The organism is Variovorax ureilyticus (genome assembly GCF_050632185.1).
GTDB lineage: Bacteria > Pseudomonadota > Gammaproteobacteria > Burkholderiales > Burkholderiaceae_C > Variovorax > Variovorax ureilyticus_A.
Map to the genome: position 1 here is coordinate 3,784,936 of NZ_CP192579.1, position 23,069 is coordinate 3,808,004.

Here is a 23,069-nt window from a genome sequence, read left to right on the forward strand (position 1 = left end):
CGTTTTCACGCCAGTACGTCAGGAAGAGCCTTCCACGAACGCTCATTTCACGATCCTCCCGGCGGGGTTGAACGCCCCGAGCCGCTGTGATGATTGCATGTTATTTCAGCCGATCTTGCGATCATCATTATCGATGTCGTATCGCGCGATAAGCCCGCCAGGCTCGGCTCGAAAGCCACAGGGACGCACCGACAAGCCACGGGACCTTTCGCTCGGCCCAGCGTGAGAGTTTCAGCGCTGCAAACGCGACCTGCGCGTCGTATTTGCCTTCTGCTCCGAACGCGCCCTTGATCGTCGACGTCTTGTCGACTGCCTCCTCACTTTCGGGCTCCATCGCCGGAACGGTGGGTTCGAGGCTCGGGATGACAGCGACCGGCGATGCGATACCGATGACCAGATGCCGCGACTGTCGCGCAAAAGCGGCGGGGGCGCTGGTACGCATCAGGTCGCTGTACTCGATCCGCTTTCGCTCCGGATGCCTTTGCGAATGCACCATGGAGTTGCGTCTTCTGCGGTAGTAGAAGAGCACGTCATTGCTCACGATGAAGCGGACACCCGCGTCGCACATCCGCATGTACAGCGACCAGTCCTCGTAGCAACTCAAGCTCTCCAGATACGGAAAGCGCTCCAGGATCGACTTCCTGAACAGTGCGGTCGCGGTGGAAAACCTGTTCTCAAGGAGACCGCCCAGGACTGCCTCGCCGGTGAACATCGCGTAGTCGATGAAATCGACGGGCGCGCGCGAATCGGGAAGCGGGTCACCGTCGAGAAAATAGCCGGCGGGCGTGACGAGCACATCGAACTCCGCCCTGTTTTCCAAAGCTTCAACGCCCAGGGCGATGAACTCGGGATGGATCAGATCATCGGCATCGAGCGTCAGGACGTAGCGCCCTCTCGCATGGCGCACACCGATATTTCGCGCGGCGGCAAGACCGACGTTGCCGGGCAATCGGACGATGCGCAGGTTGTGCCCTGACGCACTTTCGAGCCCATCGATGGCAAGCACGCTCTGTGGATCGGACGAGGCATCGTCAACCACCACGATCTCGATCGCACCGTAACTCTGCGCGCGCACGCTGGCAAGCGTCTCGGCGAGATAAGCGCCGAGGTTGAAGTGCGCCACGACCACCGAGACCAGGGGTAGATCCGTTGGCGTGCGCCATGGCGGGCGGGAGGCCCCTGGCAATGTCCACGGCCACGGCGTCACAGGAAACTGGACCGGCTGAAGGCTTTCATTGCGCTCGAAGTTCCGCTTGAGCGCGTCGGCCGAGCCACGCACACTGCCGTCGAACTTGAGGCAGTTGACGCCATCTCGCCAAGGGGTTTCGACTCCGAAGGCGGGGTTCGTTTCGTTCAGGATCAGTCTCGCGCCGAGAGATGATGCCTCGTAGGCGGTCGGGCAAAAATCGTCCCAGGACGACGCGATCACGACAGTGGCACCTCGAAGAACCGCGTCCCGCGCAGGCCCCTGTTGCTCCGGCATGCGAGAAAACCGGCTCGCATGTGCGGCTGGGATGAGTCTTTCGACGTCGACCGCGTAGTCCTCATCAAGGGCCGGCATCCCGAGAAGCACGGACCCGGTGAAGGCCGGCGCGATATTCAGGAACTCCGCCGCTGCGCGAACGAAGAGATCGGGTCGCTGCGATCTTTGCAGCTTGGCGGGAAAGACCAGCGATTGATCGCTGGAAGCCGACACGATGACGGAATCCGAAGGCCGCGAGTTCGGGGGAATGGCATGCATCACCACGCGCGCATTCCATTCCTCCGCAGGAAACGCGAATGCGACACGCGTTGCCTCCGCAACAGACGGAACAGCGGCTATGACACGGTCGCAATCGCGCAGACACTTTCTCTCGAGGTCACTCAGATTCAGCCGCCTGCCATCGACAACCTGAGCCTCCGCATCAAGCAACTGTGTCCAAGAACTGCAAAGCCGCACCGCAATCGTCGCTTCGCCAAGGAAGTTGCGCAGATTGCGCTCCTGCAGCGTGCAAAAGGCCAGTCCGCCTCGGTCCGGAAACTCGACGTATTCGATGGCGGTCGTTTCGTTCAATGCCGCAAGCGAACGGAAGATGACCGCGGACCGCCACTGCTCGACTGACGTCGAATAGGCCCTCGCTGGCGGATGCTGCACAAACCGGTCTTGCTCATCGAGCGTATCGATCGAAATGACCCGAAGACCTGGAAAAGCTGCCGAGAGCGCCGCGGTGTCGGAGGGCAGCCAGTCAACCAGGCAGGCGATCAAGCGGCCGAAATCGGCGGCAGGCACCGCGCGCAGCAAATGATGGATCGACCGCCCGGCATCCACATCGGGATGGGGCTCGGGGGCGATGAAGACAAGGGAACCCAAGGGGACTCGATTCGATGGATGCAAGGCAAATTGATCCGGGCCTGCTACGCCCGGGCTTGGAGAAGTGGCGCTCAAAAGTCAGTCCCGGCGGAGGCCCAGGAACTGCCAGGAGGTGCAGAGACTCGTCTTCATTCGGCGCTCGAGACCTGCCAACGCCATGAATCGCGACACATGTCCTCGACATTCCGTCTGGCTTTCCAGCCGATGAGCTGCTCCGCGCGACTGACGTCCGCATAGCAGACCGGCACATCGCCCGGGCGTCGGTCAGCCATCTCGACAGGTATCTTTCGGGAGCTGACTCTTTCGAACGCTGCGATCATTTCGAGAACGGAGGTCCCACGACCCGTCCCCAGGTTCAAGACGAGGTCTTGCGGTGAGCGCTCAAGAAAATCCAGCGCGGCCACATGCCCTTCCGCCAGATCCATCACATGAATGTAGTCGCGCACGCCGGTGCCATCCGGCGTGGGGTAGTCGCTGCCAAAAACCGTGACGGCGGGCCGTTCGCCGCCAGCGACCTGCGCCACGATCGGCATGAGATTGTTTGGTGTGCCCTGCGGACGCTCGCCGATCAGCGCGCTCTCGTGCGCGCCAACCGGATTGAAGTAGCGCAGCCGCGCAATGCGCCAGCTCGGGTCGGAGGCGTAGAGGTCGCGGAGGAGATCTTCCACCACCTGCTTGCTCTGGCCGTATGGATTGACCGCAGCACGCGGCGTCTCCTCGGTGATCGGCATGCTTGTCGCGTTGCCATACACGGTCGCGGAGGATGAAAACACCATCGTCTTGCAGCCGACGCGACGCATCGCCTTCAGCAGCTTGATCGAGCCGGTGACGTTGTTGTCAAAGTACTCGATGGGCTGACGGACCGATTCGGCAACGGACTTGAGGCCGGCGAAATGAATGACTGCGGAGATTGAGTGCGACTCGAAGATGCGTTCGAGCAGCATCTCATCCCGGATGTCGCCCTCGTAGAAAGGCACCGCAGCGCCCGTCAACTGCGCGATTCCGTCCACGGCGGAACGCGAACTGTTGCAGAGGTTGTCGAGAACGGCGAACTGGCGCCCCGCGCGCGCAAGTTCGACGCAGGTGTGGGAGCCGATGTATCCGGCACCGCCGGTGACCAGAATCATTCGGCGTCGCGGCGAAGGCCGTCCGCCATGGTCGGCGCCGCGGCGTCCTTCGCGGAAAGAGTCGGCTCGCCGTTCAACGGCCAGCGAATACCGATCGCGGGGTCGTTCCAGGCAATACTCCGCTCATACTGCGGCGCGTAATAGTCCGTCGTCTTGTAGAGGAAGTCAGCGGACTCGCTCAGCACGAGAAAGCCGTGCGCCAAGCCTGGGGGCACCCAGAGTTGGCGGTGGTTGTCCTCACTGAGTTCCACGCCCACCCATTTGCCGAATGTCGGTGAGGCCGGACGAATGTCCACCGCTACGTCGAACACCGTGCCCCGCACGACGCGAACTAGCTTCCCCTGGGGCTGCTTGACCTGATAGTGCAGACCACGCAGGACACCACGAGCGGAGCGCGAATGATTGTCCTGCACAAAGCGCACCTCTTGGCCAACGGCCTGCCTGAAGGCGTCCTCGTTGTAGCTCTCGAAGAAGAATCCTCGGGAGTCACCAAACACCTTCGGCTCCAGCAGGACGACGTCTGAAATCGAAGTAGGGGAGATCTTCATACTTGTTTGTCTCAGGAAAGAACACCGGTCGTCCCTCAGCCCATCGGTCGACTCCGTCATTCTTACATGCGCGTCATTCCACCCTACCGCCCGCACTCGTCAAGGCCCGGTCGGGGGCGATCGCTTCGCCTCTTCCCGATTTCTTCCGATTACCCGCTCGCCACGGCGGAATCCAGCCGCTGAAATTGACAAAAATCACGGCAGCCACACATCCCAGGTACCACAGAACGTAATTCAGGTGAGTGTGAATGAATGAATGGCCTTTTGCCAAGACAAACCAGCTGACAGGGGCGGCAAAAAACACAGCCAAGATGGCAGCGTCCCGCTTGGCCGTCGGGTCTTTTCTTAGAGCCTTGAATACGATCGCTGCTACTGCGCCCAGCAGTCCGATCACAAACAGCCCCCCGTTGACGCCATAGATGACTGGCCTATCCCAAGTCAAGATGTATGTACCCAATACACCGAAAGGGCCGGCCCTGAGGGATTCCCGAAATACCTCCGGATATTCGTTGGGATTGTCGCTGTATGTACGCCTCTTGACATCAGCCTCTATGATGTCCTTAATTCCTGCAACCAGAGAATCACCCCTCAATCCGGCGTGGATAAAAAATGCAAGCAAGAATGCCGAAACACAGAGCACAAAAATCAAGATAAGAAATCCGACGTTCTTCTTAATCGAATATCTCGGCGATGGCAAAAAGATATCAATGAAAAATATTGCCCCCGTCAGCACCGCGATCGAGGAAATGTACTCGTATCCCGCAAGACACTTCAAAAAGAATGAAGCAAATACAAGAGAAAGCATCACCACCCGGGCTCCAGGCTCCTTCGCAAAATAAGCCCCAAGAGCAAAGACAGCGGGCAGAAACCACAAAAACGGCGACCAATACAAATGCGATGCGAAGATCGCCATCCACGGAGACAGGAGAATTGAAATATAAAAACTTAAGCCTAGTCCGGGGGCCACACCTTTCCACAATCCAGCGGATACCAACATCACACAAAGCGCCGTCAGAAACGCACAAGCAATCTTCAATGATTCAAGGCTGACTCCGTGGGCATAGGCAACCCCATAAATCAACCCCTGCACCCCCAGACTGCTCCTATATGGGCCGAACTCCGTATTCAGCTGCCCTTTTTTCAATAACTCCAGACTCAGATTGTATAGCTCAGGGGAGTCCCATTTATCAACCAGGCCGAGATAAAACCGATACTTCAATCCGGGTTCATTCAAATATCTGATCACGCCGCCAATGACCTCCGACTCCGAGAGTCGATCAAAAGGGAAGAATATCGCCGGACTAACGTGCAGAAAATTTGAATACAGCTGCGCAAAAAGGAGTGCAAATGCGACACCCGTTGCAGCAAAAATAAAAATCTGCCTTTTTGCAATATTCATTTGGGATCAAAAAAACCAAGGCACGCCTTGAACAAAACCATGAGAACTGCAAAATTTCCACGAACGGAGCTGATCTTCGTCGGAACCTCCCCTTCGGGATAAATTCTCGAAGTAGGCAATTCAATGCACCGGTATTTCAAACGTGGAACACGATGCGAAAGATAGGCCAGCAGCTCATACCCAAAAAACACATCCCTGAATGGAGCAATCGCTGGGTCAAGCAGCATCCGTCGCGAATATCCACGAAATCCTTGGGTCGTATCGGTCCACTTGAATCCTGACGAGATGCTCAGCAGAGGAGCGTGAATCATCCGGATTGCAAGATCCCGAACAAGCGGTGTGTTTTTGGCGACCCCTCCACTGAGAAATCGAGATGCCTGCACGAAATCGAATCCAGCGCTCAGTTTATCGATAAATTCCGGGATTGCGGCAGGATCATCCTTGTTATTTCCATCTATGGTGATAACGGCCTCGTATCCCTCAATCAATGCAAACGCGTAGGCGCAACGCAATTGAGCGCTCAGCTTGCCAGCGCCTCTTTTTACCAATAGCCCCCTAACCCCATTAGCCTGCAAGGCAGCATGCTCGAGGGACCCATCTGTGCTCCCACCATCAACAATAATGATATCAGCTATTGAACTTATTGATTGCGCAGCCATTCGGCCCATTAAGGCTTGAATTCTTTCACCTTCGTTGATGACAGGAATGACGACGCACGCATTGTGACGACGCCCCAACCAAAATGAGCGGTCATACGCCGGCACTTGCCATTTTTTACGAGTTTCTTCAGATATCATTTTTATGTCACGCGCGCAGTGATCAGAGCCACACCAGAAATTACAAGAAGAATACCGAGGATAGTTGTCCAGTAAAAAGGTTCTCGAAAGAAAATGGCAGAAGCAGAAGCGACCGCGGCAATTGCGCCGGCCGTCAGGATCGGATGTGCGACATTGAGCGGCAGCCGGGCAAGCGCGGCCGCATAGAGGACAAAAGCCATGCCATACAGACCAAGTCCAAGCCAGAATGGCCAATTGGCCAGGGCTTGCAGTGGCTCACTGAGCGATGGGAACTTGCGGGGCGGAAGCATCGCAAGCTTGACGAGCACGCTGGCAGAAGCATTGGATGCAATGCCGAGCAACAATATCAGCCATTTCATTGGATTCGGGGCGACTTGACAGGATTCTGGCGATATTGAGCGTCGGCAACTCGAATGGCCCGTTCGATCGAATCGAGATGAGGCTCTTCCTTCGTAGCCAACATCTCTATCGTCGCGATAGTATCTGGCAGATACCGGTGAAGGGCGTTTGCAGCACGCGAGTGATCCGTCTCTCCATCTCCAATCGGAAGGAGATCTGGCTCGCTCAGGTGGATATGCCCAATTAGCTCGAAATATTGATCAAGCACCTGTTCCGCATCTTCGCCGTTGATTGCCAAAGAACCCGCGTCGAACTGCATACGGATGGCTGGGTGATTGACAAGGCGAACAATTGCCGCGGTCTCGGCGCTGTTCGTCATGAAATTGGCACCATATCGTGGCGGATTGGGCTCAAGGCAGATGATCACTCCGCAGGAGGCAGCAATATCACCGGCGCTCCTGAAAAACTCCGCCGCCAAATTCGACGTCTCCTCATCACTCAGGCCGCTTCTGTCCCGGTTTTTGGTGAGCCGAATACCAATCGGGAACCGTCTAGACCAGCACCGATCCGGCACACATGTGCAAGATGCGACAACAAGGCCGCTTGCACCTCAGGAGCACCGAATACATTCAGCCCCTGTGTGCCGAACAACAATGCCTGCATCCCGGTGATCGATATTCCTTCGTTCGCCCACCAACGCCTGACTTTGCGCACGTCCTCATCGGTTGCTTTGGCCAGCTCAGGAAAGTATTTGGCGGGAGCCACATCGATTGCATCGATCCGTTGGCGTCGCAGCAACGACGCGACCGCCGCGTCTTCGCTCACATCCCATGCAATGTTGGAAATCGCGAGTCTCAGCGTCACGCCGCGCTCCCCGCTTTCAATGTGACCGGTTCGGACTGCGCATACGCGCGTATGGCCTGAATGCTCTCTCGCTTGGAATATTGATATCGACCAACCCCACCGAACACCTTCGCGTGCTTGGTCTGAAAATCGTAGGCCGCCGGATGTCCCGTCAGCGTCTGGTGGAAGGCGCGCCCAAACCCTTCCTCGGAAACTTGATCGACTCTAACGGGCTCAGCCGTCAGATGCACAAGCTTGAGATTGGCCTGAACTGCGAGTTGAACGTCGAACCAGAAATTAATCATCGGATAGAACTGAAAAATTCCGCGGCTTTCGATCGCGTGCAGATTGTTGTTGTTGAGAAAATCGAATACCACATTTTTTTCAATCCGGGGCCCACGAGGCCCGGAAGGCGCACGATAAGGCGATCGCGCATCTCGGATTCAACAAATTTCTCCAACAGGCGCCGATGACGGCCGTACGGCTCGAGATCCGATTCGTCGATCACGCTGTCTTCATCAACTCCCACGGGTCGTCGAAAGACATCCACCGTGCTGATCAAGATGAATTTTTGACATTTGATAGATCCGAGCCTTTCGATGAGCTTCTCGATATTCCCGAGATCAGCCTCTGGCTCTCGATTGGCAATCCATTTTTGCGCCGGTGCAGCGGCGCAAACAACGGTATCGAATTCATTTCCCGCGATCTCACCGATGTTGGTCGAACGGTAGAGCGCCGAGAATTTCGCTTGCCTCAGGAGCGACTGACCCACAAAGCCGCTGAATCCAATGAGTGCATTGTTCACCGTATTTCCTAACTCCAAGTTCAAATCTCAAATTGCTCGGCCTCCAGCCGAGCGAGAACATCATAGATGTTGTCGATCTTTCCGCCTAAAACAGAGTAGTAGCCTGCCGTAGAGCCACATCGTTCGAAAAAGATCGGTCTGCCATCATCGCCTTCGTTCTTGATCAGGACGGTTTTTACCTCAAAAAGTGAATCGACATAGGCCGCATCGCAAATCGCGGGAATATACCGCCTCACGTCCCTCAGCATTCTGTCGACCCGAGTTTCCCTCGGGTACTCGCGAAGGCGATGATAAGGATTAATGCCCGGCGAATCCAACCAATGCACATGAGGTGTATAGCGCACGTGAGAAAGCGTATGAAGATTCCTCGACGGGAAGGGCATCGTCGAAAAAAATGGGCCGTCCATCATGGTAATGCCGAGATCCTTCAGTGCAACCGGCATCTTCATGAGCGCCATCTCGGTGATTTCGTGCTTCAACGCAACCCCAATCGCATTTTTCGTTCCGTCTATCTGCTTCAATCCACTATAGGTGCAATTGAAGACATAGCGCGAAATGGCCGGACCACCAAATTCACCATCGCATTCGACCTGCCATCCCGCAGGGCCGAGCGTTGCGCTCTTGACGCAGCTGTCAAGAAAAATCTCGACGCCGCATTCCTTTAGTTTCTCGGAAGTCCACTCGGCAAGTTTCACCGCGTCGAACGCGTATTCTTCAACCAAGTATGCCTCCTGGATCAACTTTGAATCGAAAAGCGACTTTATGGCAATGGGTGCCACCTCGAATTTTGCGCCGATCTCCCTGCAAAATCGCTCGAATTGCCTGGCATTGACTTTGGAATTTTGCGCAGCAATGGCATAAACCTTGGTGAAATCTTTTTTACGATCTCAGGCCAATCGCGCACGAATCGGGGTAGATTTACACGACTCCTGAATGCCGTGATGAAACTGCGGGGGTAGTGATAGCCGTTGTGCACCCGAGCCTGGTTGTTGTGCGACGCACGCCGCATCAGACCGCTCTCCCGCTCGATCAACGCCACCCGCTTCAGACCTCGGTGCTCCGTTAGATAGATTGCGATGGTTGCTCCGTAGAAACCACCGCCTATGACAATCGCATCAAATATCACGGCAAATCAAAACGACCAGCGTTGCTCGTCGGAGAGATAAAGCTCACCGATGGAGAATTCGCGCTCTCAACATTCAGCTTACTGCGACGCGTTATCGTTGCACTCGTAAACTCCCGCGCGATGCTGTACAGGGGCCTTCATCGGTCAAGCTCGCCATATGGAGCATGTACTCGCCAAGCACCAGCAAGACCAGCGATATCAAGAAAAACATCCCGGACTGCTGCAATGAAAGCGTCACCCATCCAGGCGCCACCGTTTCTTTGAACAACGCGATGCAGATGACGTAAACAGAGTACGCCAGATTCGCAACTGCTCCAAACAGCGACAGGCTCGTCACCAACCGCATCGGCACCCGAGTAGTAGAAACGATCAATCGCATTCCGCGATCAACGCTATGACTCAGGGATTTTTGGGCACGATCTCGAGGTTCGCTCGAGTAGCCGAGAGTTACCTTCGCATAGCCCGAAGTCGCAGGCAGGTGGCGGTAGCTTACGGCGGGCATCGAATGCTGATGAATCAAATTAACGAGGCGCCGACTCAGGACCCTGTATTGAGGAGCTTCTTTGGCCAGATTTACGCCGCTAATTGATTTATAAATCGAATTGAAGAGAAATGAGCAGAATCTATAAGCGATACCCTGTCTGCCCTGCTGGGAATTTGAGGCAAAGACCACATCCAAGCCTTTGACGGCTCTATCGAGCATGGTTGGCAGGAAGTTGATGTCGTCGGCAAAAGGATCGAGTACTGCGACGAAGTCACCGAGCGCGTTTTCGAGACCCACCCACGAGGCTGTATCAAGATCCACTTCCTTGGCGAGCGCGTAGACCTGCAGATTCGGCAGGCCGTCGCTGAGCGTCAGTCGATAGAACTCGTCCGAGCTACCGTCGTCGGAAGCGTTGTCGACTACGATCAACTCATAGTCGCTCACCATGGGGCCAATTGCGTTGGAGATTTCGGCCAAAATCGACTTCAACTCCGGAGCTCGATTTCGAAGCACCAAGACAATTGACAGGAAAATTGGAAACTGGACAGCCAATGATTTACCTTTCTAAATTTAGAGTGCCGCTTGGTCGGTCCATTCTTCGCGGTGAGTAGAGGGTCTTGGTCGAACTGGAAGAGTGTGCAGACCAGAGACGACGACTCTGCGTCTGGAACCTTCGGTCGCCAGGCAGTGGTCTGATTGGTCTTGCGGCTCGGCGAGTCGGCAGCTCAGAGGATTTTCTCATGCAGGGGACGGAATAGTCGGCCAGGCACCAACGATTTGTCATCGGCGCCTCGGCGAGCGTTCTCCATCGACCTGTCAACATCGCACGCGCCAAGTTGACGTTGACCCAGCACAGCACCGCAAGCCAGGCCCGCCGACCCGACGCAACCAGGCAAAGTTCTGAAAGCGCAAGACAGTTGACCGGTGCCCGCGCAGCCGAAACGTGAGAGCACGACGAGCCATGCTCCACGAGACATCATCACCTGGACGGCGTGAGTCTTGCCGGTTTGGTCTCATCAAGAGAGCATCGATCGATCGGCGGCTCTTAGAAGGCCCCCTGCTCATCTGCGAACGCGATTCGGTGCGGGTAGCCCACGAGATCAGCATTCATCACCGCTCCATCGAGCTTCACAAACAGCTGCAACTTGTAGACATCGGCAGTGGTGCCAATGATGATTCTTCGCTCCCCGTTCGCGAGCACAACCGTGCGGCCCTCTTTGAACGCTTCGATATTTGGCTGGCTCATCGCCACCGCGAATTGCGGTTCGCTTCTGTTGACGCCGCGAAGCCATGCATCATCGGTGATCGGCAGCGCAGCGTCGGGATAGACAAAGGTGGCAAGCGCATCGGGGGGCATGGCCTTTGCGGAACACGCTTTCAGGGTGACTCGCCGGTTTGCACGTAAGGGCAGTAGGGCCACCTCAAAGCGCGCCGACGTCACTCCGGAAGCAAACACTGGCGTGATGAACGTCGTCGCTGTGTTAGGTAGCGCAACGTAAGTCGCGTCCCGATGTCGTTCAACCTGAACAATCCCGTTCTTCAGCACCGCGAGCCACCGGCCAGTATTCGGCAACGAATAGGAAAGGGTCACCTCATAAAACCCCCTTGGCACCATCCCTAGTTGGATGGTGTCACCACTGACGACACAGGGCGTATCCGACCATGGTGACGTGTCGCCCGCACGCTTCCAAATGATCGTGTGCGGACTGGTGGCGTCAATCTTGTAGTGCTGCAAGAGAGGCTGGTACAGCCAATAATTCGCGCTGAAGCTCCAGTTCTGCCACTCTGAAAAGGAGGGCCGCGTTGTGATCACCGTGTCGGGCAAAGAATTCATGACACCCATTGCGCGCTCTCGCGTGGCCCCTAGAGCGTGAATCACTGAGTCAACGGGCAAGAGTGAAGCGGGCCTGCGTATTGCGCTCCAGAGGCCCCAGTACTCCTCGATTTCACGTCCGCGCGGCATCGCTCTCGCGGCATCCACATACACCTTCCATTCCTCACGGAGATAGCCACCCAATTCGGAAACGTAGAACCACTGCGGATCGGAGGGAAGATATCGAGCGGCGCCGTCGAATGTTCGCAACGCTCCGAATGCGAGGGCGAGCGTCATCACCGGCATCACCCAAACAACGGCTACGAACATACGCACGCCAGCAAGTTTCAACAAGAGGGTCGCGGCTGCGCACACCGTGGTCACGACCGACCAGAACAAGAAAGGCACGAAGTAGCCGCCACGATGGCCGCCAATCGTGGCCAATGCACCGCCAACAAACAACGTGCAGCCTAACAGCAGCAACGCAAACAATTCGACGGATGGGCGCCGGTAGCAGCGCCAAGCGAGCCCGGCCAACACAAGCAAGCCAAACCAAGTAACGGGTTCAAAAACTCTGTGGACGTCAACAGGCGAAAAGATCCTGGTTTCCTCGGCCCACGGGCCGAAATACCACCATTGGTCCGTGGCGACGTCAATAAAGTTGTATCTAAGCATCGCCGCGAACTCGCCAGCGGTTGCGACAACGAAAAGGCTCGCAGCGACGAGAAAGGCACCAGCGAATAGCACAGCAGACAAAAGGTAGCCCTCTTGGCGCGAATAAGCAATCCCCACGGCTCCGACTAGGCAGGCAAAAATCGTCGGTGCAGCAAAGTCATTCGACCACATCGTAGTGATTCCGCCCAGTAGTCCCAAGATCATGTAGGGCGCAGATCGCGATTTGCGTGTGGCGGCGACATGGAACGCGGTCGAGGCCATATAAGGCCAAGCAGACCTAAGTGGTCGCAGGGAATTGCCTGGTTGGAGCTGATCAGCAGCCCAGTACGGCAGCACATCCCGCATGGCCAGCATCGCAGCGACAATTGCAAACCCAAGGGCCACTGCTTTCACACCTCGTCGACTGGTATTTCTTGGAATCCAGAAAAACGCGACTACTGAAACGCAAAGCGCAGTCGTTATGAGGGTTAAAACCTGCGCCGCGATCACACTCGCCGCGAGGTCCCCGCCTTCGATGACGAAGATCGGGTAAAGCAGAAAGAGGGGGCCTATTCCTAGATAGGGAAAGAAATCGCGGCCGGGCAGTTGTCCCGCGGAAAGCCGAAACAGACCGCTTGCCGTCTGAAACGCACCGTCCAAGTGCTGAGTGGGAAGGGTGAGCGCGTGGTACTTCACTGAAAACATGAAGTACGCAGAGGCTGCAATGACGGTCGTGAGAAACGCGGCGAGTCGCAGACGAGACCAGAGTCGATTCATAGCAGAAAAGGTCGCCCCAAAGGGTGCAACTTATTGTATTAATGGTCAGCGGACAGCGCCTACCCCATAGTTTGGGCTAGCAGATGCACGACGTACTTGCCGCCATGTATGCCACATCTACTGCGACGCTCCTCGCGGCTGAAGTTATCAACGGCAGTCACCAGTGTCCCGATTGCGCCACCTCATTTATAGCGAACCAGATTGCCTCGCAGTGGACACTTATCAAGCTCCGATAAGCTTGCGCAGCCCTGTTTCATAAGTTTTAAGCATCGTCTGAATATTCAAACGCTCTTCCGCCAGCAGTCTGGCATCGTGCTTGAATTGCGTCAATTTCCGCTCATCCAGCGCGAGTTCGGTGATGGACTCGGCGAAGCTCTTGTAGTCACCAGGAGTGCACAAATAACCTTGGCGTCCATCCTCAAAGATTTCGGGCAATGCCCCAACACGAGAGGCCACCACAGGCACTCCGCTTGCAAGTGCCTCCATGACCACCGTAGGCCTACCATCCATTTTGGATGGCAGCACCAGGATGTCACAGGCCTGGACATAGGGCTTGATATCCGGAACCGCTCCCTTCATTAGGAATCGGCCCTTCGGGAATTTGGCCGACGCAATCGCTTCCTGCAGGTTTGCGTCCAAAGGACCCGCTCCGGTCATTACAAAGACGACGTCGAGTTCCTCGGACACAAGCTTTGCAATTTCCACGAATCCGATCGGATCTTTTTCGTCCGACCACCGACCGAAATAACCTACCACGATCGCGCCAGTTGGAATGCCCTCTGAATCAAGGAAGTCCTGATTGACCTCGGCCGGCGCATAGCTCTTCAAGTCAACACCGCTTTCCACAAGACTGATTCGATCGTTCAATTCGCCGGCCTCCAGAAGCCATTGTTTGACTTCCCTGTTTTCAACGAATGTCAGATCGATACAGTCGGCGTAACGCCTATTGTTAGTGGTATGACCAACGGTATTGAAAAGCAAATCGGCCACGCCAAGCGTGGGATGTCTGAGCTTCAGCGCAGGCAGGTAGTCGTACACAAATGCGCTTCCTGCCACCCAGACCACGTCTACCGCTCTGGAATCAACAAGATGATTCAGGAAGTCTCGCCAGTATTCCTGATCGAGAAAACGCGGAAGATGAAATATTTCCGTCGTGGACGGCGAGAACCAGGAGGTTGTATCGCCATGAGACTGATCAATCGGTATTGTCGTCACGACAATCACGCGCCATCCACTCTTCGTGAGATGCGCGACGACGGAGCTCAGCAAGCGCTCTGCACCGCCCAATATGAGGAAGGGCATGGCCAACAGCACAGTCGGACCATGCTTCGCAGTGGATCGCACCGGGCGATGCTGAAAAGTCTGCGGCGGCCTAGGCGGGTTGGTGGCGCTTTTCTGTCTCGCCGCCAGCAGGTTCTCCTCGGTCAGAACATCGGCGTTGAACCGCTGAATCTGGAGTTTCTGCACCTCGTTCTCAAGGACCGAGCGGCCGTTGCTGAGTGTCCTGCCATGGCTGCGATATTCGAGAAGCGGTTCGCGAATACTGACAAATCGCGCGCCGAGCGCTGCCAAACGCACCCAGAACAACCAGTCCTCGTGGATGTGACCGGTTGCAGGATCCGAGTCTCGGTAACCTCCTGCTTCTCGCCAGTAGGTTCTCCTGAACATCGCGCAAGTGACGACATTGTTCGCCTCGACGAGCATGTCTAGCGTCGGCCGGTCATGGGGGGTCCATACCTCCGATTTATTGCCGAAGACCCGAAGCCCCGGCGACACGACGTCGTAGCCAGAGTGCTCAAGCATGAAGACCGCCTTTTCGACAAAGGTCGGCGCCAGCCGGTCGTCCGCATCCAGGCAGCAGATGTATTTGCCCCTGGCGTGACTGATCCCGAAATTCCGGTTCGCACCCGCCCGATATGGCTTGTCCTGAATCAGCAGTCGTACGCGGGGCGATCCAGCAGACATGGCTTCGATCAGGCGTTCGCGCGATTCGGGCGAACTCGATCCGCCTTCCACCACGATGATTTCCAGGTCCTGGAATGTCTGCGCTTCGACCGAGCGAATGGCTTCGCCGACCAGATGCCCATAGTTGAAGCATGGAATGACGACGCTCACCAATGGACGATCGAAGGGCCAAGCGGACCCCGTCGGTTCATCGACGAGGCCGGGCGCCATTGCCGTTTCCGGAAGCAGCTTCGCCGTGAGCAGCCGCTCATCCGTCGCGGCACTATTGTGGACAGCCGCCGTCGTCCGATGGGCACGCCGACGCATGAACTCCCGGGTGTGATCCAGGATCGTTCCCTGCAACGTCCACCACACGACTTTGGCCAATTGCCGCGCACGTCGCGCGGCTCTTGGATAGCGTCCCGCCAACCGCCGTATCGGCCCCGTCATGCGCCAGGAGGAGCTCCTCTCGATGGCGTCGAGACGAGCCGATGCATGCAGCGCACGAGCCTCCATGTCGGTCGCCCGAGCTTCGGCGAGCGACAGCTTTTTCGGAGCGCCACCGCGTCGCCCAACTCGCGGGCAGCCCGTCTGATCTCGAAGTTCAAGGCCTCCGTCGCACGCGCCGCATTGAGCCGGGCATCGTTTTGCACCACTTCAAGATCTGCCTTGAGGCGAGCGATCTCAATCTTCGCGGCGTTCAACTCAACGCCCTGCAAGACCCGCACGCCCAAACGCCTCAGATCGAACGACCAGAGCTGAGCGATACGAGCAAGCAACTGAGGAGTCATCTCGCCGGTGGCGAGCTCGTTGAGCGAAAGCACCGAGGCTTCCGTGGCCTGTCCGGCATGCAGCAGGTGCAAGTGGGTCGATGCCCTGACCTCGTCCGCTCGATCGCTTGCGAAGTCCGCTCGCATGACGCGATCGAAGACAGCCTTGATTCGCTCGAACTGCCGGAGATCGCGCGTCACGATTCCCACGTAGGTCGAAGCGTAGTCCTTGATGGGAAGTTCAGCGCCTACAAGCTGACAGCCGAGGGTGTTTTCGACGATGTACCGAATCGACTTTTCTGTCGGGTAGTAGATGTGCTCGAACGAGCTTTGCATCCATGCGGCGTTGCTTTGGGTGGCGGACATCACCGGAACCTCGAACACCATGAACCCGTCGGTCTTGAGTAGATCGATCGCCGCCTTGAACCCCTCTCGGAATCCAAGCAGATGCTCAAACACGGCAATCGAGGTTACGACGTCAAATGACGATCCCTGATCCTGGACCAGCCGTGGATCAAGCAGATCGTTGCCCAGGATCGTGATGCCCTTGTCCCGAGCTTGCGCTGCCGCCTTGGCATTGACTTCGATACCGAACTTCTCGAAGTCGGGTTTGAACTTGTCCAGAAGGTAGCCATCGGCGCACCCGATATCAAGGATTCGCCCGCCGTTGCAGAGCAACTTGACCAACGCCGCGGTCCATCCAAGTCCATGTTCGGCCATGAAGCTGTAGTCCACATAGCCGCTACTTCCTCCATCTACGTAGTAGTTGTCGTCGTAGTACGCCTCCGTGCTTTCAGGCAGATGGGCCACAACCCCAAGCCCACACTGGGTACATTGCTTGATCTCCATGCCGTCATCACGAACGGCGAATTGTTTGAAGCTCGAGCCGGAACAGGCATTGCAGATCATCTGTCGCTTTTTCCCATGGGAATCAGAATGGGTCGATGGCGCCCACCGCGCCCGCCCTCTGAGAGTCTTTATTTAGCTGATACCCGCGCTGGCGCGCGCGCGGCTCAGTATTTGTTCAAGCACTTCATCGACATTCAGCGCCGCCAGGCCGAAGCCCAGCGCCCGCAGCTTCGACGGATCCCCGACAAATGCATTCACGTCGCTGTTGCCCCGGCGCGCCTCGTCGCTCCGAAGCGTGACCTCGACACCGGAGATCCGAATCAGACGCTGCGTGAGATCGAGCAGTCGCAGCCCCTCCCCCGTGCAAACGTTGACGATTTCCCCCAGTGCTTTATCGCTCTGGGACAAATCAACGAGCGCCTTCGCAGTCGCGGCTACGTCCATGAAGTCGCGCACAACGTCGAGATTCCCGGTGGAAAGGATTCCGCCACTCGGCCCCATCTGCGCAATCTGATGAGCGAAACTGCCCAACGCGAGGGAACGAGGCATGCCTGGCCCGATGGGATTGAAGAGCCGTGCGACTGTGACCGGCAGTCCACGCGCCATCGCGATGCCAGCATGGGAGGTCTGGGCCAGCTTGCTGGCGCCGTAGGCGGTATTGGGCCGGCAAACGCAATCCTCACGGACCGGCAACAAGGTCTCATGCACAGGACCATACTCAGCCGCGCTGCCGGCGAGGACAATCCGCGGCTTGCGAGACGTCGCCAGCAATGCGTCCAACAGGTTGGCGGCAAACACGACATTGGCCTGGTAGAGCTCCATGTACGATTTGGCTGTCGACACGCCAGCCAGGTGCAACACGACATCCGGCGCCAACGACTCGACCAAATCCCGAACCTGGCTCGCATCAGAAGGGTCTGCGAGAACCCTGCAGGCTTCCCGTCCGATGGCCGCTCGTGCCAGCCTGCTCACGACGAACGTCTCGAAGCCGCGGGTATTGAGCTCCTTGAGTACAGCTTGACCAATGAACCCACTGGCTCCTGTGACGAGTACGCGCATCGCAGTCAAGCTGGCAGGAACAGACCGCGATTCTCGTCAAACATCTTCTGCGCCGTTGCGTAGTCGTCCGGCCGGCCAATATCCAGCCAGAAGCTCTCCGGCTGATGATGGCAACGGACCTTGCTGCCTGCGTTGCGCATCTTGAGGAGAAGATCCGGCATGTCGAGATGGGCCCCGGGTCTGACGTGAGGCGCGACGGCATCCCGGTTCAGCACATACAGACCCATGCTCACCAGATGCTTGCTCATGGGCTTTTCGAGATAGCCCTGCAGATTCATCTCCGAATCCACCTGGATAAGCCCGAAATCGATCTTGACCTCCCGCTCGTATACGCAGATCGTCGCATCCGACTCGCGCTCGGCGTGCGTCCTGACCAGCTTTGCGAAATCGAAGGTCGTGAGTAGGTCGCCATTGGTGACGATGAAATCGTCGCCAACGTCGTTGATCAAGGCTCCGAGAGGTCCCGCGGTTCCAAGAGGGGTGTCCTCAAGGCTGTACTCAATCTTCAGACCGAAACGCGAGCCATCGCCGCAAAAGGCGCGAATCAAATGGTGCAGGTGATTGACCGCGAGATATACCTCTTCCACGCCGGCGCCGCGCAATTGGCGAAGAAGAAGCTCAAGTACCGGCATATCGCCCAATGGCATCAGCGGCTTCGGAAACGACGCTGTAAACGGCTGCAGGCGCGTGCCCTTGCCGCCGGCCATGATTACTGCTTTCATGCTCACTCCACTCAAACGTTATAAACCGCCGGTCGGTACAGATGAATGTGGTCGCGAATGAAGTCGATGCTTTGACGCAATCCTTCGTCGAGATCCACTTTCGGGGTCCAACCCATGGTCTTGGCGGCCTGTGCATTGTCGGAAACGAGCTTGAGCACCTCGCTCTTGTCCGGACGCATGCGAGCGGCATCCGCGACGATCTCCTTCTCGACGCCCATCAGGCGAAGAATGCGCTCAGCGAAGTGGCCGATCGTGTAGGTGGAGCCCGTGCCGAGGTTGATCGTCTGGCCTTCGATGCCGGGCGTGGTCGATGCCGCGACGAAGCCGGCGACGGTGTCGGTCACGAAGGTCATGTCGCGCTCCGGCGTCAATGAGCCGAGCTTGATCACGTCCTGCGTCAGCGCCTGCGAGATGATGGTCGGAATGAAAGCGCGGGCAGACTGTCGTGGGCCAAAGGTGTTAAACGGACGCAGCGTCACCACGCCGGTATCGAACGAGCGGTAGTAGCTCTCGGCAATCTTGTCTGCCCCGATCTTGGAAGCCGAATAGGGCGATTGGCCTTGCAGCGGATGAGTCTCGTCGATCGGCACCCGCAGGGCGGTGCCATAGACCTCGGAGGTACTGGTATGCACGACCCGACGCACCGACAGTCTGCGTGCAGCCTCCACCACATTCAGAGTCCCTTCGACATTGGTGCGCACATAGCTGCGCGGAGCAACATACGAATACGGAATGGCGATCAGCGCCGCCAGATGGCAGCACACATCGATGCCCTGCATCGCATGCATGACGAAATCGCCATCATCGATATTGCCGGCCACGACACGGAAATTGCCCTTCACATCACCGCCGACGAAGTCAAGGTTTCCCCAGCTCGATGCCGACCCGTACTTGACCATCGCAGTGACATCGGCACCCGCACGAACCAGCGCCTCCACGAGATGGCTGCCTATGAAGCCGCCGGCGCCGGTGACAAGATATTTTTGACCTGCCAGGTTGATGCTTGAAGTCTGCATGTTGCGTGGATGAGAGATATTGTTCGGTCGGCCAGAGTCAAGAATGCAGCTCGTCATTCAGGAGGCCGTTGAGGTACTTGCCGTAGGCATTCTTTTGCAGTGGAGCCGCCAGACGCGCCAATTGCTCCTTGTCGATGAGGCCACTCCGCCAGGCAATTTCTTCGGGGCAGGCGATCTTGAGACCCTGTCGATGCTCGAGCGTGGCGATGAACTGCCCCGCCTCCAGCAAGCTTTCATGCGTCCCCGTGTCGAGCCAGGCATAACCACGCTGCATGATCTGCACGTTGAGTTGGCCGCGCTCAAGGTAGGCCTGGTTCACGGCCGTAATCTCCAATTCGCCACGCGCGCTGGGCTTGACGGCCTTGGCGATGTCGACAACCTGGTTGTCGTAGAAATACAGTCCCGTCACCGCGTAGCTGCTCTTGGGTTTTTTGGGCTTTTCCTCGATGCTAATCGCCTTGCCGTTCGCGTCGAAGGCCACCACGCCATAGCGCTCCGGATCGAGCACGTGATAGGCGAACACGGTGGCTCCGACCTTGTTGGTGTCAGCATTGCTCAGCAGATGCGCAAAGTCGTGGCCATAGAAGATGTTGTCCCCGAGCACAAGCGCACTCTGAGCATTGCCGATGAACTTGTCGCCGATGATGAATGCTTGAGCCAATCCGTCCGGGCTCGGCTGAACCGCGTATTGCAGGTTGATCCCCCACTGACTGCCGTCCCCCAGCAGTTGCTGGAATCGCGGAGTGTCCTGGGGCGTACTGATGATCAAGATATCGCGGATCCCGCTGAGCATCAGCGTGCTGAGCGGGTAATAGATCATCGGCTTGTCATACACCGGCAGAAGCTGTTTGCTCATTGCCAGAGTGGCCGGATGAAGCCGGGTGCCGGAGCCGCCGGCCAGGATGATGCCTTTGCGTTGAGTCATGGGTCTCTTTTTTGCGATGCGATCAGAGCGTTTCGCGCAGCATGCGCGCGACGCCCGTTTGCCAATGAGGCAGGATCAGGCCAAAAGCCACCTGGAGCTTCGACGTATTCAGTCGCGAGTTGTGCGGCCGCGCAGCGGGCGTCGGAAAAGCGGTGGTCGGCACGGGATCCACAGCGTCGGGACCCGCCTTCAAGGCGACACCCGCCGTCCTTGCCTGTTCCAGAACGAAGCGCGCATAACCATGCCAAGTCGTCTCGCCACCGGCCACGAGGTGGTACAGGCCGACCTTGCCGGGATCACGCAGCGTGTCGCGGATCGCATGCGCCGTCACGTCGGCCAGCAGTTCCGCCCCGGTCGGCGCCCCAAACTGGTCATCGATCACCGTGAGGCGGTCGCGCTCCTTCGCCAGCCGCAGCATCGTCTTCGCGAAGTTGCCGCCGCGCGCCGCATACACCCAGCTCGTGCGGAAGATCAGGTGCCGCGCGCAGTGCTGTGCGACCAGTTGTTCCCCCTCCAGCTTGGTGCTGCCGTAGACGCTGAGCGGCCCGGTCACATCGTCCTCTTTCCAGGGCTTGCTGCCGCTGCCGTCGAACACATAGTCGGTCGAGTAGTGCACCATGAGCGCACCAATCTGCTGCGCCGCCTGCGCCACGACGCCTGGGGACGTCGCATTGAGCTTGCGCGCCAGATCGGGCTCGCTCTCAGCCTTGTCGACTGCGGTGTGCGCCGCGGCGTTCACGATCACGTTCGGGCGAACCTTGAGAACGGTGTCCGCCAAGGCTTCGGGCTGGCTGAAATCGGCATGCAGATCCGTGCTGTCGAAATCGAGCGCCACGAGCTCGCCCAGCGGCGCCAGGCTGCGCTGCAGTTCCCACCCGACCTGGCCTCCCTTGCCGAACAGCAGGATCTTCATGCCGCCGACGCCCCCGCGTACTGCTTCTGCACCCATTCGCGGTACGCGCCGCTTTGCACGTTGCGCACCCATTCGCCGTTGGCGAGGTACCACTCGACGGTCTTGCGGATGCCGGAGTCGAAGGTTTCAGCCGGCTTCCATCCCAACTCGCGCTCGAGCTTGCGCGCGTCGATGGCATAGCGCCTGTCATGGCCGGGGCGATCGGTCACGTAGGTGATCTGCTCGCGGTAGCTCTTTCCATCGGCTTGCGGACGCAGTTCGTCGAGCAAGGCACAGACGGTCTTGACGATCTCGATGTTGGGCTTCTCGTTCCAGCCGCCGACGTTGTAGGTCTCGCCGAGCCGGCCGGCTTCGAGCACGCGCCGGATCGCACTGCAGTGGTCCTTGACGTAGAGCCAGTCGCGCACCTGCATGCCGTCGCCGTACACCGGCAGCGACTTGCCTGCCAGCGCGTTCACGATCATCAGCGGGATGAGTTTCTCGGGGAAATGAAATGGCCCGTAGTTGTTCGAGCAATTGGTCGTCAGCACCGGCAGGCCATAGGTGTGATGCCAGGCGCGCACGAGATGGTCGCTCGCGGCCTTGCTCGCGGAATACGGGCTGTTGGGCTCGTACTTGTTGTCTTCGGTGAAGGCCGGGTCCGAGGGCTTGAGCGAGCCATAGACCTCGTCCGTCGACACATGGAGAAAACGGAAGGCTTCCTTGGGGTCCCCCGACAAGCCGTTCCAGTAGCCGCGCACCGACTCGAGCAGCCGGAACGTGCCCAGCACATTGGTCTGCACGAAATCCTCGGGGCCATGGATCGAGCGATCCACATGGGACTCGGCCGCGAAATTCACCACTGCGCGCGGCTTGTGTTCGGCCAGAAGCTTGTCGACGAGGGTGCTGTCGCCAATGTCACCGCGGACGAAGACGTGCTTTGCATTGCCATCGAGCGATGAAAGCGTCTCGAGATTGCCGGCATAGGTGAGCTTGTCGAGATTCACGACCGGCTCGTTGCCTTGCGCAATCCAGTCCAGTACGAAATTGGCGCCGATGAAGCCGGCGCCGCCGGTGACCAGGATCATGTGGGTCCCTCTTTGTTGTCGAAATAATCGCCTGCCGGCGGTCAAGCGGGGCATTATCCCATTCGGGAAATGTTTCAATTCGAAGCTAGACATCTGCCTCTACACGAGGTCGCCCTTCCGGGTCTAGATTCTTCCGATCACCCCAAAAAGGAATCACCATGGCCGCATCCGACGACGACAAATCCACCGACCGCATCAAGGACTCCGCCCAGCAAATCTGGCTCGCCGGCCTCGGCGCCTTCGCCAAGATGCAGCAGGAGGGCAGCAAGGCATTCGAGGCGCTGGTGAAGGACGGCGTCAGCGTGCAGAAGCGGACGCAGCAGGCGGCCGAGGACACGCTGGCCCAGGCCCAGGCGCGCATGGCGGGCTTCGCCAGCGAGTTCGGCAACCGGGCCGCCGGCGGCTGGGGCAAGCTCGAGAACATCTTCGAGGACCGCGTCGCGCGCGCGCTCGAAAAGCTGGGCATGCCGTCGGCGCAGGAGGTCGCGGCGCTCCAGGCGCGCGTCGAGGCGCTCGAAGCGCAATTGCGGCGGCGCGATGCCGCCGCCAAGCCCGCACGTGCCGCACCGCGCAAGACGACGGCGCGCAAAGCGGCCGACACCGCATCCAGGCCATCGCAGCGGCACAAGCCCGCCCGCGGCGCCTGACCCGGCCTGACGTTGCCTCGGCCCCGCACAGTCGCGCGGGGTCGTGGTCGAATCAACCCGTTTTCGAGGACTTGCGCTAGAGTGTCCGATGGAGA

The 23,069-nt window shown here is 58.0% G+C and carries 23 protein-coding genes; 1 reads left to right on the forward strand and 22 read right to left on the reverse strand.

Translation table 11 applies throughout. The annotated features are described in order from the left end of the window. Positions 1-127: 127 nt before the first annotated feature. From ACQ858_RS18690 to rfbB, 22 genes are all read right to left on the reverse strand, one after another. Entirely contained in the window at positions 128-2,350 is a 2,223-nt protein-coding gene (locus tag ACQ858_RS18690; RefSeq protein WP_431274083.1) for a glycosyltransferase family 2 protein, read from the reverse strand. A 128-nt stretch (positions 2,351-2,478) separates the two neighbouring features. After that, positions 2,479-3,477, reverse strand: coding sequence for a UDP-glucose 4-epimerase GalE (galE, locus tag ACQ858_RS18695; protein WP_431274084.1), 999 nt, complete (start codon positions 3,475-3,477; stop codon positions 2,479-2,481). Further along, positions 3,474-4,025, reverse strand: coding sequence for a dTDP-4-dehydrorhamnose 3,5-epimerase (gene rfbC, locus ACQ858_RS18700; protein WP_431274085.1), 552 nt, complete (start codon positions 4,023-4,025; stop codon positions 3,474-3,476). The genes galE and rfbC overlap by 4 nt, the downstream gene beginning before the upstream one ends. Before the next feature lie 73 nt (positions 4,026-4,098). Continuing rightward, positions 4,099-5,424 (reverse strand): hypothetical protein, encoded by a 1,326-nt coding sequence (locus ACQ858_RS18705; protein ID WP_431274086.1) that lies wholly within the window; start codon positions 5,422-5,424, stop codon positions 4,099-4,101. Next, complete coding sequence (locus ACQ858_RS18710) at positions 5,421-6,221, reverse strand: glycosyltransferase family 2 protein (RefSeq protein ID WP_431274087.1); 801 nt, start codon at positions 6,219-6,221, stop codon at positions 5,421-5,423. The genes ACQ858_RS18705 and ACQ858_RS18710 overlap by 4 nt, the downstream gene beginning before the upstream one ends. A 2-nt stretch (positions 6,222-6,223) precedes the next feature. Then, positions 6,224-6,580: a DMT family transporter gene (locus tag ACQ858_RS18715; protein ID WP_431274088.1), complete on the reverse strand. Its 357-nt coding sequence runs from the start codon at positions 6,578-6,580 to the stop codon at positions 6,224-6,226. Then, a complete protein-coding gene (locus tag ACQ858_RS18720; protein ID WP_431274089.1) occupies positions 6,577-7,134 on the reverse strand; it encodes a sugar phosphate isomerase/epimerase family protein in 558 nt (185 codons plus the stop codon). The genes ACQ858_RS18715 and ACQ858_RS18720 overlap by 4 nt, the downstream gene beginning before the upstream one ends. Next, on the reverse strand, positions 7,059-7,424 hold the full coding sequence (locus ACQ858_RS18725) for a hypothetical protein (protein WP_431274090.1): 366 nt from the start codon (positions 7,422-7,424) through the stop codon (positions 7,059-7,061). The genes ACQ858_RS18720 and ACQ858_RS18725 overlap by 76 nt, the downstream gene beginning before the upstream one ends. After that, on the reverse strand, positions 7,421-7,708 hold the full coding sequence (locus ACQ858_RS18730) for a hypothetical protein (RefSeq protein ID WP_431274091.1): 288 nt from the start codon (positions 7,706-7,708) through the stop codon (positions 7,421-7,423). The genes ACQ858_RS18725 and ACQ858_RS18730 overlap by 4 nt, the downstream gene beginning before the upstream one ends. Next, positions 7,705-8,208, reverse strand: a complete 504-nt coding sequence (locus tag ACQ858_RS18735) for a hypothetical protein (protein WP_431274092.1) — start codon at positions 8,206-8,208, stop codon at positions 7,705-7,707. The genes ACQ858_RS18730 and ACQ858_RS18735 overlap by 4 nt, the downstream gene beginning before the upstream one ends. Before the next feature lie 20 nt (positions 8,209-8,228). Next, positions 8,229-8,930, reverse strand: coding sequence for an FAD-dependent oxidoreductase (locus ACQ858_RS18740; protein WP_431274093.1), 702 nt, complete (start codon positions 8,928-8,930; stop codon positions 8,229-8,231). Positions 8,931-8,968: 38 nt separating this feature from the next. Continuing rightward, the gene (locus ACQ858_RS18745; protein ID WP_431274094.1) at positions 8,969-9,334 is read right to left on the reverse strand and encodes an FAD-dependent oxidoreductase; all 366 of its coding nucleotides are present in this window, start codon (positions 9,332-9,334) and stop codon (positions 8,969-8,971) included. Positions 9,335-9,425: 91 nt separating this feature from the next. After that, positions 9,426-10,331, reverse strand: coding sequence for a glycosyltransferase (locus tag ACQ858_RS18750; protein ID WP_431276898.1), 906 nt, complete (start codon positions 10,329-10,331; stop codon positions 9,426-9,428). Between the two features lie 532 nt (positions 10,332-10,863). Then, positions 10,864-13,062 carry a hypothetical protein gene (locus tag ACQ858_RS18755; RefSeq protein WP_431274095.1) on the reverse strand — a complete coding sequence of 733 codons (2,199 nt, stop codon included), beginning with the start codon at positions 13,060-13,062 and terminating at the stop codon, positions 10,864-10,866. 222 nt (positions 13,063-13,284) lie between these two features. Next, on the reverse strand, positions 13,285-15,393 hold the full coding sequence (locus ACQ858_RS18760; RefSeq protein ID WP_431274096.1) for a glycosyltransferase: 2,109 nt from the start codon (positions 15,391-15,393) through the stop codon (positions 13,285-13,287). Between the two features lie 59 nt (positions 15,394-15,452). Beyond that, a complete protein-coding gene (locus tag ACQ858_RS18765; RefSeq protein ID WP_431274097.1) occupies positions 15,453-16,685 on the reverse strand; it encodes a class I SAM-dependent methyltransferase in 1,233 nt (410 codons plus the stop codon). A 72-nt stretch (positions 16,686-16,757) separates the two neighbouring features. After that, on the reverse strand, positions 16,758-17,684 hold the full coding sequence (locus ACQ858_RS18770) for an NAD-dependent epimerase/dehydratase family protein (protein WP_431274098.1): 927 nt from the start codon (positions 17,682-17,684) through the stop codon (positions 16,758-16,760). 5 nt (positions 17,685-17,689) lie between these two features. Further along, a complete protein-coding gene (locus ACQ858_RS18775; protein WP_431274099.1) occupies positions 17,690-18,406 on the reverse strand; it encodes a sugar phosphate nucleotidyltransferase in 717 nt (238 codons plus the stop codon). 11 nt (positions 18,407-18,417) lie between these two features. Beyond that, the gene (locus tag ACQ858_RS18780; RefSeq protein WP_431274100.1) at positions 18,418-19,422 is read right to left on the reverse strand and encodes a GDP-mannose 4,6-dehydratase; all 1,005 of its coding nucleotides are present in this window, start codon (positions 19,420-19,422) and stop codon (positions 18,418-18,420) included. 37 nt (positions 19,423-19,459) lie between these two features. Continuing rightward, complete coding sequence (gene rfbA, locus ACQ858_RS18785; RefSeq protein WP_431274101.1) at positions 19,460-20,347, reverse strand: glucose-1-phosphate thymidylyltransferase RfbA; 888 nt, start codon at positions 20,345-20,347, stop codon at positions 19,460-19,462. A gap of 22 nt (positions 20,348-20,369) precedes the next feature. Next, positions 20,370-21,260, reverse strand: coding sequence for a dTDP-4-dehydrorhamnose reductase (gene rfbD / locus ACQ858_RS18790; protein ID WP_431274102.1), 891 nt, complete (start codon positions 21,258-21,260; stop codon positions 20,370-20,372). Further along, entirely contained in the window at positions 21,257-22,327 is a 1,071-nt protein-coding gene (rfbB, locus tag ACQ858_RS18795; protein ID WP_431274103.1) for a dTDP-glucose 4,6-dehydratase, read from the reverse strand. Before rfbB ends, rfbD begins: the two co-directional genes overlap by 4 nt. 158 nt (positions 22,328-22,485) lie before the next feature. Here rfbB and ACQ858_RS18800 point away from each other — a divergent pair, with 158 nt between their 5' ends. Further along, positions 22,486-22,974, forward strand: a complete 489-nt coding sequence (locus ACQ858_RS18800) for a phasin family protein (RefSeq protein WP_431274104.1) — start codon at positions 22,486-22,488, stop codon at positions 22,972-22,974. Positions 22,975-23,069: the final 95 nt, after the last annotated feature.